The organism is Ferruginibacter paludis (assembly GCF_030409685.1).
Lineage (GTDB): Bacteria > Bacteroidota > Bacteroidia > Chitinophagales > Chitinophagaceae > Ferruginibacter > Ferruginibacter paludis.
This window is the reverse complement of record NZ_JAUFQJ010000004.1, coordinates 373,125-385,121: the sequence shown is the minus strand read 5'-3', so window position 1 is coordinate 385,121 and position 11,997 is coordinate 373,125. Positions and strand designations below refer to the sequence as shown.

The 11,997-nt window shown below is 41.8% G+C and carries 8 protein-coding genes; 1 reads left to right on the top strand and 7 read right to left on the bottom strand.

Features of this window, described 5'->3' with window-relative positions; all coding sequences use genetic code 11:
* Positions 1-238: 238 nt before the first annotated feature.
* Positions 239-574 carry a response regulator gene (locus QWZ08_RS07400; RefSeq protein WP_290336659.1) on the top strand — a complete coding sequence of 112 codons (336 nt, stop codon included), beginning with the start codon at positions 239-241 and terminating at the stop codon, positions 572-574.
* Positions 575-717: 143 nt separating this feature from the next.
* On the opposite strand, the gene QWZ08_RS07395 is transcribed toward QWZ08_RS07400, so the two are convergent.
* The 7 genes from QWZ08_RS07395 to QWZ08_RS07365 form a co-directional block, all read right to left on the bottom strand.
* Complete coding sequence (locus QWZ08_RS07395) at positions 718-2,901, bottom strand: catalase (RefSeq protein WP_290336658.1); 2,184 nt, start codon at positions 2,899-2,901, stop codon at positions 718-720.
* Positions 2,902-3,206: 305 nt separating this feature from the next.
* Entirely contained in the window at positions 3,207-3,371 is a 165-nt protein-coding gene (locus QWZ08_RS07390) for a DUF1328 family protein (RefSeq protein WP_290336657.1), read from the bottom strand.
* 282 nt (positions 3,372-3,653) lie between these two features.
* Positions 3,654-4,265 (bottom strand): DUF4142 domain-containing protein, encoded by a 612-nt coding sequence (locus tag QWZ08_RS07385; protein WP_290336656.1) that lies wholly within the window; start codon positions 4,263-4,265, stop codon positions 3,654-3,656.
* 250 nt (positions 4,266-4,515) lie between these two features.
* Complete coding sequence (locus QWZ08_RS07380) at positions 4,516-4,950, bottom strand: response regulator (RefSeq protein WP_290336655.1); 435 nt, start codon at positions 4,948-4,950, stop codon at positions 4,516-4,518.
* 38 nt (positions 4,951-4,988) lie between these two features.
* Positions 4,989-6,893 carry a sensor histidine kinase gene (locus tag QWZ08_RS07375; RefSeq protein WP_290336654.1) on the bottom strand — a complete coding sequence of 635 codons (1,905 nt, stop codon included), beginning with the start codon at positions 6,891-6,893 and terminating at the stop codon, positions 4,989-4,991.
* A 176-nt stretch (positions 6,894-7,069) separates the two neighbouring features.
* Positions 7,070-8,527, bottom strand: a complete 1,458-nt coding sequence (locus tag QWZ08_RS07370; RefSeq protein WP_290336653.1) for a SusD/RagB family nutrient-binding outer membrane lipoprotein — start codon at positions 8,525-8,527, stop codon at positions 7,070-7,072.
* A gap of 18 nt (positions 8,528-8,545) precedes the next feature.
* Positions 8,546-11,773: a SusC/RagA family TonB-linked outer membrane protein gene (locus QWZ08_RS07365; protein ID WP_290336651.1), complete on the bottom strand. Its 3,228-nt coding sequence runs from the start codon at positions 11,771-11,773 to the stop codon at positions 8,546-8,548.
* Positions 11,774-11,997 lie beyond the last annotated feature (224 nt).

Here is an 11,997-nt window from a genome sequence, read left to right as displayed (position 1 = left end):
GGATGAATGACCGGGCAATCGAATTGTTTATTTCCTACAAAAGGTTTCGTTGATTTGCAGGCACTTCTCAAAATAAAATATTGGACTTTCCAACAGGGTCACTTAACAGTCCTGACTATTTTAATTAAACACAGGCCGATATTAGGGTAATACTGTGCCATAATTTACCAACAGCCACAGGCAATGAAACCGCAGTCATGATTTAAATGAATGGCACAATGTTAGAAACATATAAGGTATGAAAAGAATACTAATCATTGACGACGAAAAAGACTTGTGCACCATAATAAAGCATTTTTTAATAAAGAAAAATTGTGACGTTGATATTGCACACAGCCTTAGCGAAGGCTATCATAAGCTGAAGCTCCGTAAACCTGATATACTGCTGTTGGATAATAACCTGCCAGATGGCAAGGGATGGTTAGCTGCCGTTGATATAAAGCGAAAGTATCCCGATATCTCTATTACGCTGATAAGCGCCTACCGGGATAAAGCATTGTGCCATTATGATTTGAAGGAATTTAATATTCTCGAGAAGCCTGTTTCTTTGAGTAGTATTGAACAGTACATTTAAATACACTGGAAAAAATTGCCGGGTAAACAAGTACTCGAAAAACAAAATACTGTGGTATATCGACAAATGAATTTTGTGAAAAAAAATAAAAAAGTTTATCCGGAGATAAACTTTTTTAAAAAAGAGGCATTTTAAAAAACTCGTTAAGCAGGCACCTTAACCTGCTTTTCCCTGTCCCAAAAACGGTGTTGGGCAATTGCCTTAATAAAAATATTGCTGTCTGCGGCACCGTCTGCGCCTATAACGATTCCCGTATTCATTCCATTGTCTTCAGGATCTTCTTCATTTAAACTGTTGTAAAATGCAGTTTCTTCCAATACCTGCAGCGCATCCTTGTCGGCAGCAATGGCTTTGCAGTGCTTAAAGGCCTCGTTTAAAAAATGGATGGCATCGGGCTCTGCAGCCAGCGTTGCTACGCTATTGGTACCGCCGGGTACGTATACTGCATCATATAACACCGAAGCAGTGGTTAAAAAACTTTTCATGATGGGAAATTCAGTATTATTGGCTGACTGTATGCTGCCTAATTTAGGTGCAATTAATTCTGCCACTGCTCCGGCCGCTTCCAGCGCATGCTGCATGTTCAGCAGTGCTTTTTCATCCACGTCATCTGCCACCAGGATGGCTATCTTCCTTGTAGCAACCGAATTTTTAGGGGTATGCTCCATACTCAGCGCATCCGACTTTTCGAGAGAGCTTTTTACCATTACCGGCTGATAATCCTCAGGATTTGCATCCGCGGGAAAGCTGCCATTCAGCAGGGCACCTTTGCCGGCAGAAGGGATAGAAAGACCAAGGTAAGTTGCTATTGGAGTAGCGAGGGCTTTATCAATGCACGACAGCAGCATCAATACTCTTTCCCTGATAGCTTTTGTTTCAACCTTACCCAGCTCAAATTTAAGCGCATCGATAATGTGATTTTTTTCCGCCTCGCTCTGGCTGTTAAAGAATAAGGTAGCCTGGCTAAAATGGTCCAGGAAACTTTTACTGCGGCTGCGAATTTTTTGACTGTCAATTCTTTCAGGATAGCTTGTAAAACCACCTTCCGCAGCTTTTGCCTGGAACGGACATCCGCCGCCCAAACTATTTGGCTCATAGCTTACGCGGCCTTTGTTAATTGTTTGCCGCATGTGCCCGTCCCGCTGGTTATTATGCACCGGGCTTAAGGGCCGGTTAATAGGCAGCTCCTGGAAATTATGGGTGCCCAGGCGGGACAATTGCGTGTCGATATAAGAAAATAACCTGCCTTGCAAAAGCGGGTCGTTGGTAATATCGATACCGGGTATTAAATGCGCAGGGCTAAATGCTACCTGCTCTGTTTCTGCAAAAAAGTTATCCGGGTTTTTATTGAGCGTTAGTTTGCCAATGCGTTGTACGGGCACAATTTCTTCAGGTATTAACTTGGTTGCATCCAGCAGATCAAATTCAAATTTGTGTTCGTCTGCTTCCGGTATTATTTGCACACCAAGTTCCCATTGCGGAAAATTGCCCGACTCAATAGCTTCCCACAAATCCTGCCGGTGGAAATCTGAATTTTTTCCGGAAATTTTTTGTGCCTCATCCCACGCAACGGAGTGAACTCCCAATAAAGGTTTCCAGTGAAACTTAACAAAATGCGATTCGCCGGCTGCGTTGATCAACCTGAAAGTGTGTACGCCAAAGCCTTCCATCATTCTGAGGCTTCTTGGTATGGCACGGTCGCTCATTACCCACATAATCATGTGCATGCTTTCGGGCATCAGGCTGATGAAATCCCAGAAGGTATCATGTGCCGAAGCTGCCTGCGGCATTTCGTGATGTGGCTCGGGCTTTACAGCATGCACCAAATCGGGAAACTTAATGGCATCCTGTATAAAAAACACTGGTATATTATTGCCCACTATGTCGTAGTTTCCTTCGTCTGTGTAAAACTTTACTGCAAAACCGCGTACATCTCTTGCCAGGTCTGTTGATCCTCTTGAACCGGCTACTGTTGAAAAGCGTACAAATACGGGTGTTTTTTTGCCGGTTTCAGTAAATAGCTTTGCCTTCGTAAATTTTTCCAGTGACTCATTCAGTTCAAAATAACCATGTGCGGCTGAACCACGTGCATGCACAATCCGTTCAGGAATCCGCTCATGATCGAAATGATGAATTTTTTCCCTAAGAATAAAATCTTCTATCAGTGTGCCGCCACGTTCGCCATCTTTTAAAGAATTTTGATTATCATTAATTCTTACACCGTGGTTGGTAGTTAAAAATTCATTTGCATCGTTCTTTGTAACGCCTGCAAGGTCTTCTGTTTTTTTGCTTTTATATTTTCCGTTTTGCGATTGTTGTTTGGCCATGGTACCAATTTTTTAATAGTTGAAAGAGTGGGTTTAAAAATGTTGATGTAACAGCTTGTAGAAATTTACTGCCGGCAATAGCAGGTTTACATTGGAGTAGACTAATTAATTCAGAACATGCCATGTTATAACTTTGAATGACTTGAAATGAAATTTAATCTATAGGACGTTACAAGAGTTGACGGCAGTTGCCGGAAGCAAGGGATAGGTAAGAGGCGATACCCCAATTAATTACCAGATAAAAAATGCAGACCATATTTCAGTGTTGAATAATGGTCTGCATTATACAGTTGTTGCAATAAATTTTACTCCACTGTTCTCTTACCCAGGAAGAAAGATAAAACGAACAACACAAGAAAAATATAGAATAAAATTTTTGCAATACCGGCTGCTCCTGCTGCAATACCGCCAAAACCAAAGATGGCAGCAATAATTGCAATAACCAGGAATGTGACTGTCCAACGTAACATAATAATAAATTTAAGTTGATGAAAAATGAGATGTATATGTGATAATTAAATTAACAATCATGCCAAATGTAGCTGGTCCACACTCATAAGTACTAATGGGGGTATCGCAGTTACTTTTCAGGCTGCTTTGTATTGAAAACCTTACCCATAAATGCTTACATGGCGAGCCGCCTTTTTTTTAACTGATTTATTTGTAGAAATAATTCTTCAAAACGGGTAAAATGTAAACAAAAAGGGAAAGCACATGCTTTCCCTTTTTATAAATTAATGCCAATGAGTTAATTAATGTTTTCCGGTAATTGCTTTTGTGCTGTCCAGGTGGGCGAGTAACACTGGTAAAGTTTTACCTGCAAACGTTTTTATTTCAGGATCTTTACAATCCTTCGCTGCCTTTTCAAATTCTTTTACATCATTTTTATGATCGTCCAGCATCATATTCATGTATGCTTTATCAAAATCATTTCCTTTCTTTTTCATTAGATCATCCATATCTTTTTGGGCATCTGTACCAATGCTGGAAGGCAGGGTAATGTTTTTTGAAGCGGCAATGCTTTTTAGTTCTTCGTTTGCTTTTGTATGATCTTTAACCATCATGGCGCCAAAATCTTTTACTCTTTTGCTGACAGCGTTTTGTTGCGCATAATTTCCCAACTGAACTTCCATCATACCTCCATTGGCAGCTTTCACTGCAAAGTCTGCATCATCTTTATCTACGGGCATAGTATTCATTTTAGTTGCAGATGTTGCTGTATCCATCTTAGCTGCTGTGGAAGCACTGTCTTTGTTATCATTGGCTTCATTTGCAGCTTTCACACTATCAGTATTGCTACCAGAGTTACATGCCTGGGCCATCGCTATTACAGCAATAAATAAGGCACTTTTTACATTTTTCATAATTTTTGTTTTTAAGTTTTAAAACCATGCAAAATCAAACATTAAGCCAAATGGAATAATAGCTGTGCCGGTATAGGTATGAGAAAAAATATGCGGAAATCACACTGCAAAAAGCGGTTTGTAGATTTATTTCCCCTGTAATTTCAACGTAGGATAGATAAGTTGATTTTCAGCAGCATATCGTAACAAGCATGGGTACAACAAATACCATACAAACGAAAAGGTGCAAACGTTGGTTGGCAGTCAGTCCTTAAATAATAAAGTCTCTCATTGAAAAAGGGTGCATGGCCGAAGGTGGAAGTCCGACAACGATCTGGCGGAGTTTGGCACGAAATAAATCAAAATCAATTGGTTTATGAAAAAAAGCAGCAGCACCCAATTTTCTGCTCTTTTCAATAGTGGCTGTATCATTGGCGGTTGTAAAAATAATAACCGGTATATCCTGGTAAAACTGTTCTTTTTTTAACGCTTGTAAACATTCAAAGCCGTTCATAATCGGCATATTAAGGTCCAGAAAAATCATGTCGGGCGATGGAGAGGACTGTAATTTTTGCAGGGCGTCAGCACCATTTATGGCAGTATCACATCTTACACTATTGTCCACCTGTTTCAGGGCTTCCCTGAACAGCATCTGGTCGTCTTCATCATCATCTACCATCAGAATGTACCGTGCGTTGTGGGTCATTGTTTTCTTTGTTACCGGGCTGTCTACAAATTACGGAATTACTGGCTAATATCAACCAATTCATCTTGGCAGGGCAAATATAAATTAAATATTGCTCCAATGCCTGTTTGTCCGCTCGCGGTGATAAAGCCATTGTGATTGTGCATAATTTTTTTACAAATAGCCAGCCCTATGCCAGTGCCTTCGTAGGCCGACCTGCCGTGCAGTCGCTGAAAAAGTTCAAAAATTTTATGTTCATACTGCTGGTCAAATCCAATTCCATTGTCAGCGATAGCTATCTTCCAGAACTTACCCTTTACCCCGGGTATTTCTGCTTTCGATGCTTCATCAGCAAGCAGTTGAGCATTTATAATAATATGGGGCGCTGAACCTTTTTTGCTGTATTTCACCGCATTGTGAATAAGGTTGGAAAACAGTTGCACCAATTGCATTTGTATACCTGGCACGGTTGGCAGCTTGCCGCATTCAATAGTTACTTTTCTTTCGTCCAGTAATTCGGTGAGGTTTGTTTTTACTTCTTCTATTACCAGATTGAGGTTGGTAGCCTTAAACTGTATTTCCTGCTTACTGGCGTTGGAATAACTCAGCAATGCATTGATGAGATTTTGCATGCGGGCGGCCGCCGAAACAATTCTGTTAAAATAATCTTTAGCAGCCTCACTAAAAGCCAGTTCAGTTTCTTTGGCAAGAATCAATTTACTAAAGGATTGAATTTTTCTCAATGGCTCCTGTAAATCATGTGAGGCGATATAAGTGAAAGATTCCAGCTCTTCATTATTCTGTTCCAGTTCCAGGTTTTTTGCAGCCAGTGTTTCCCTGAGTAAAACGTCTTTGGACACGTCCTGTACCGTACCTATCAATAAGGTACTGTTTTCGTTTTCTATAAATCTGCCACTGGAGCGCATATGGCGAATGGATCCCTGTTTGGTGATGATTCGGTAGTCATGTTCAACAAGGGTTTTGGTTTCAAACGTTTCTTTACCATCCCTGATTACCTGCTCTTTATCGTCCGGGTGAATAAACCTGAGGAAGGATTCAAATGTTGGCATAAAATCACCGGGTTCGTATCCAAGCAGGCGAAACAGGTTGTCAGAATATTTAAGCTCACCGCTTTGCATATTCCACGAATAACTGCCGATGGAGGCGTTTTCCTCTGCATGGGCATAAATATTATTTGTGATGGTTAGTTCTTCATTCAGTTTTTTCAATTGCTCGGTACGCTCTGCTACTTTTATTTCCAGCTCGGCAGCAAAGTTTTTTGCGGTTTCCTGAAGCTGCTGCGCCATGGCTTCGTTGTCTTCTGCCCTCACACGTAAACGCATCTCGTTTCTCAGTCTGAAAAAAGCAATGGTTACAATAATGATGGCAATCAATGAAAACAGCAGTGAGTAAAGGGGTGTTATAAAAGCGGTATATTCCTGTTGTAATTTTCTCCGGGATATTAAATCATCTTCAATTTCCAGCATGTGTGTAACCAGGCTTCTAACATTATCCATTACAAATTTGCCTTTATCAAAAAAAATATCCAGCGAATCAGCTGAGGTAACCCCGGTCTCATTTTCTTTTAAAACCAAACTTAACAATTCAAAACTCCTGACTGACAGTATCCTCAGGCTATCTGCATTTTTTTGTTGTTGCGCATCGTTTTCCAACAGTTCCTTAACTACATCGATGCTTGTTTCCACCTTATCCGAAGCCCCATAATAGGGTTGCAAAAAGGTTTGTTTTTTAGTAAGCAAAAAGCCGCGTACCCCGGTCTCTGCATTTAACAAGTCACTCAGCACCTGGTTGACCCTGTTTTTTATTCTGTAACTGGTATTTAATAAATTGCTGGTTTCAGTTTGCGAGTTAATGCGTTGATAAGAAATAAAACTGGTGATAAATAACAGTACAAGCAGACCCGTAAAAAATATATCAGGCAACATGATACGTCTCTTGTTCATTCGCAGATTTTTGGTTTGGTGTTATTTTCGTAATTTTTTGATGAGTGCCGTCAGCTAAAAATAGGGCATTTGTATTAATAAAAGTGCGAATACTGTGGCTGTCCGGAACGGCAATAACAAAAAAAATCCCGGCCTGAAACAGCCGGGAAAATATATAACACATGTAAAGGGTGTAATTAAAACTTATCGAACCATAATTTCTGAGTTTTTAAATCCCCACCAACAGCTGCTGCTGCGGCTGTATAGTTGGCTTTGTTAAGGTTTTGTTCTACAACAGGGTAGGTGAGTCTTTTAATAACTGCAGGTGTTTCGCCATCACTGAAAAATGCACCGGATGGAATAACAAGGGTTGGATAATCCAGCCTTCTCCATTGTGTCCACGCATCGTATCCGCGGTTGTATAAAGCCAGCCAGGATTGAAGCCCGATTTTCTGCTTATAAGTACCGGTCGCGGTAGTGTATTTTACTGCCGGCTGCGTGCGATAAATTAAGGCCTGAGCCGCCGTGCCTCCCCATTCTTCAATGGATGCATCGATGGCATTGTTGTAATGCCCCTCCGCTGTTCCGCCTACATTTATACCTCTTTCAATCGCTTCGGCCTTAAAAAATTCCATTTCGCTGTAGCTAAAAAAAGTATGCGGAAACTGGGTGGCAGAAAGGGTGGCTGACGGTGCTGAATAGTCATTGAAAGTGGCGCCGACCCCGGGTTTTTGACCAATATAGCCGCGGCCAGCTGTTATTGCCGGGTCAAAATACAACGGAATCCTGGGGTCATTTAACGGCTTCATAATATCAATGATGGTATTGGCTGCAACGAAATCATGCCGGCCGCTTTGAATCAAATCTTCCCAAACCGGGTTAGTATTGGGTGGAGAAGACAGGTAATTCATTTTAATATTTTCTGAATTATCTGTTATCACATTGGGTGCAGCAGCTAAAATCATGGTACTGGCAGTGGCGGGGTCAACGTCTGCTACCAGCATACCCATTCTCATTTTAAGCGAATTGCCGAAGCGTTTCCAGCCGGCAATATCGCCGCCCAAAATGAAATCTGCACTGCCATACCCATTTGCCGACTCATCGAGGGCAGAGAGGGATGCATCTAATGTAGCGCTGATCTTTGTAAAGATATCAGCAGCTTTGTCATACTTAGGTTGCAATAGATCAATGTTCAGTGCATCTGTATAGGGCACGTCGCCAAAACTGGTTATCAGCGTATAATAACTATACACAATCAGCATATCATTAATTGCCTGCCTGTTTTTTATGGTTGCTGCACTCAGGTTCAGCGTTTCCTTGGAAACCACTTTGCTCGCCTCAGTTAAATCCTTTATTACATCCCTGTAAAAAGTGGCCCACCAGCGGTCAGATATACTTCTGCCATTTAAATTATAACGGGTTTCATCCCGGTAAATGGTTTCTGTCCAGTACTGGGCAAATAAACGAAAATTGTTGGTGTTTACGTTGGTGCTCGCCATGGCATCGGCAAGGTTAACCGTTGCGTTCGAAAACAGGGAAGCCGAACTTACCGTGGAGGGTAAATTAGGATTTATATTGAGGTTGGTGATGTCTTTTTTGCAGGAGACCAGCAGTATCCCACCCAGTATAAAAATATAATAAAATAGCTTTTTCATATAAAGTAATTGATGCGTTTAAAATTTGAACTTGATATTGATCCCCATATTTCTAACTGCAGGATAAGATCCTGTTTGTATACCCTGCAGGTTACCTGAACTGAAGCCGTCTTCCGGATCTGCATAAGGCAGGTTTTTATGAAGAATGGCCAGGTTGCGGCCTACGAGGGCAATATCAATTCCTTTAAGCCCTTTGTGAAATAGCCGGGATGGCAGGGAGTAGCCGATGGATGCTTCTCTTAATTTTATATAACTGGCATCGTAAGCAAATCTTTTATCGGGAGAAGAAATATAGCTATCAAATTGTCCATAATCACTTATACTGGCTCTTATTGTATTAGTCTTGCCATCTGCAGTAACGCCTTCCCTGATAATACCACCGCTTTTGCTGTCTGAAGTTAATGGATCACGTATCGGGTTGCCGAGATCATTATTTACGGCAGTTTCTTCATATAGCCCGCCGGCAAGTGCATAATACATATCGGTGCTGAATACCGTTCCGCCTTGCCGTACATCTATTAAGAACCCAAGGCTGAATCCCTTGTAGGTAAACTTATTGCTAATGCCTCCAATCCAGTCGGGATTGATATTTCCGATGGTTATATTGTTGGTAGGGGTGATTAAATAATTACCATCTGCATCCACTGTTTTTTGCCCGTTGGTGTACACATAATCTGTTCCATGAATGGTTCCGTACGGCTCGTTCAACGAAGCATTCAGTGTGATGCTGCCCTGGAACGATCCCAGTACGATGTTATCAATATCGCCAAATAACTTGGTTACCCTGCTGCGGTTTCTTGTCCAGTTAACATTAATGTCCCAGCTAAAATCGTTTGTTTTTATTGGGCTGCCATATAGCGATATTTCTATCCCTTTATTTTGAATAGTGCCTGAGTTAACATATTTCCGGGAATAGCCGGTAGCTGTTGAAACAGTCAATGGCAATATCTGGTCAACCGTTTTGGCATCATAATAACTGGCATCAAAACCAAGTCTTGATTTAAAGAAAGCCATCTCTAAACCCACCTCAAAACTTTTGGTCCGTTCCGGTTTTAAATCAGGATTATTTTTAGTACCGCTTACGGAAAATAATGCGTTTCCGTTATACGAAACAACTGGCTGGCCCGAGTTGGGATCAACCTCGTTTACATAAGTATCGGTTACCGTATACAAGGGGGCGTCGCCGCCAACCTCTGCATAGTTGGCTCTCACTTTACCATAGTTCAGCCAATCCGGTTTTACAAGCTGGGAAAATACAAAGCCTGCCGACACTGACGGATAATAAAATACATTGTTTTTATCAGGCAGGGTAGAGGAGCGGTCGCGGCGGATAGTTGCATCCAACACATAAGTATTTTTATAGGCAAACGTACCACCGGCAAAAACACCTTCAATCCTACGGGTACCATCCAGTTCTACAGGTGGAGCAGGGGCATTAATTGAGTTTGAAATGGTGTACAAGCCTGCCAGTGCCAACCCTCCGTTGGTGCTTTGATCAATGCTGGAACGGCTTTGCACCCTGGTGCTGGAACCTAATAATGCTTTTAATTCAACATCACTATTCAGCTTCCAGGTAGCATTTGCAAGCAGGTCATAATTTATTTCATTGTAGGTTTGATTAAACCTTCTGTAAAATGGAACACCTACACTTCCCACTGCTTTTCTTTCCTGTTCATTTTCTGCATAGTTATCCAGTGAAACCCGACCTAGCAGATTAAGCCATTTCAATGGCTGATAATTTAAATACATGTTACCAAAAATGCGGTTTCTGCCATCGGTTTCATAACTCTGGAAACGGGTGAAATAGGGATTGTCCCAAAACTCCGGCTGTAGTTCGCCGGTAGTGGGCGAATGGGGATTCCATGTTACATTTTGATAATTCCTGTAATAGGCATCCTTCAATTCTTTCAGGTCAGTATTTACAGCCCACCATTCCCTGAAGTTGGTCATTAAATTGAGCGCATTCGCGCCATCGTACCCTGTACCAAAACGACCTTTACCTGCAATTTTTGAATAGTTGGCGGCAGCCCCGGCCGTTAGATTACTGGTTAGTTTATAGGACACAGAAAAGTTCAGCAGATCCTTTACCACATTGCTGTTTGGCAATACTCCGTACTCATCGTTCCGCGTATATCCCATGGAGAAATTAGTTTTATCGTTGCCTGTCTCCACCAATATGCTACCATTGTAGGAGAGTGGTTTTTCAAAAAAGTAAGAGGGGTCATGCTTTCCGGCTACCCACGGTGTTGCCTTGCCGAAAGTAGGCGAACCTGGTACAAAAGCCCCCCATTGATACACCTGCAGGTTGGGATCGAATGCTGTTCCCCAAGATGCGTCATCCTGTGTGGGTGCCGTTTTATCCGGTACACCATCGCCGTTTACATCTGTTTCATCAAAATAAGATCCGTATCCTTCACCATATTTCGTCTGGTATTTTGGAAAGGTATTTCTTAAAATTGAACTCACACTAACGCCGGTGTTAACAGTAATACCCAATCCCTTTTTTCCTTTTTTGGTGGTGATAAGAATTACGCCATTGCTACCTCTTGATCCATACAATGCACTTGCGGCTGCACCTTTCAACACCGTAATGTTTTCGATGTTGTCCGGATTGATATCAGCTGCAGAGTTTCCATAGTCGTAACCGCCACGCCCCGTAACCTGGTCGCTGGTGTTATTGTTGGCGTTATCGTACGGAACTCCATCCACTACAAACAACGCCTGATTACTGCCAGTGAGCGATTTGGCACCCCGCAACGTTACGTTGGTACTTCCGCCGATGGTATTGTTCTGCCTGATTTCAAGTCCGGCGACCTTACCACTGAGCGTGCTGACGAAATTGTTATTACGCGACTGGCTCACATCACTTCCCTGGATTTTTTGGGCTGCATAAGGCAATGTGTTTTTAGACCTTGTAATACCCAAAGCTGTTACTACAACTTCATTGAGATTTTTACCATCGGTGCTCACCAGGGCAATGGTAATTGTTTGACCCGGTGATGCCGAAACCGTTTTAGGGGTAAATCCAATACTCGAAACTTCCAACGTTACTGGTCCGGAGGCATCCAGTGCAAAGCTACCGTCTGAAGCAGTACTCGTTCCTGTGGAGGAGTTTTTAATTTTTACTGATGCGCCTTCAACAGCAACACCGCTATTATCTGTTACCTTTCCTTTTATCTGCTGGGCAAATAAAAAATGGACGCTGCAAAAAATGAGCGCACCCATCAATAGCATACTTTTTCTCATGCGACTTTGTTTTTTTGTGAAAGCATTTAGTTTTTTGTGAAGAATAAAAAATGCACGAATTATTTAACAAAAAATTCTATTAAAAATCATGCCCGAAAGAATATTGATGCAGGAAAGCACAAGGACTGACCAGGTTGATAACGCCTGCCAATAGCCTTTTACATATAGTAAACAATAACTTATGGCAATGCAGAGATACCTCAACATTAGCATTAAAGTGCAGG

Bases quoted from the DNA above. Each gene is read 5' to 3' on its own strand.
- QWZ08_RS07375 (WP_290336654.1), bottom strand. From the start codon at position 6,893: ATGAACAAGAGACGTATCATGTTGCCTGATATATTTTTTACGGGTCTG.
- QWZ08_RS07365 (WP_290336651.1), bottom strand. From the start codon at position 11,773: ATGAGAAAAAGTATGCTATTGATGGGTGCGCTCATTTTTTGCAGCGTC.
- QWZ08_RS07385 (WP_290336656.1), bottom strand. From the start codon at position 4,265: ATGAAAAATGTAAAAAGTGCCTTATTTATTGCTGTAATAGCGATGGCC.
- QWZ08_RS07390 (WP_290336657.1), bottom strand. From the start codon at position 3,371: ATGTTACGTTGGACAGTCACATTCCTGGTTATTGCAATTATTGCTGCC.
- QWZ08_RS07370 (WP_290336653.1), bottom strand. From the start codon at position 8,527: ATGAAAAAGCTATTTTATTATATTTTTATACTGGGTGGGATACTGCTG.
- QWZ08_RS07380 (WP_290336655.1), bottom strand. From the start codon at position 4,950: ATGACCCACAACGCACGGTACATTCTGATGGTAGATGATGATGAAGAC.
- QWZ08_RS07395 (WP_290336658.1), bottom strand. From the start codon at position 2,901: ATGGCCAAACAACAATCGCAAAACGGAAAATATAAAAGCAAAAAAACA.
- QWZ08_RS07400 (WP_290336659.1), top strand. From the start codon at position 239: ATGAAAAGAATACTAATCATTGACGACGAAAAAGACTTGTGCACCATA.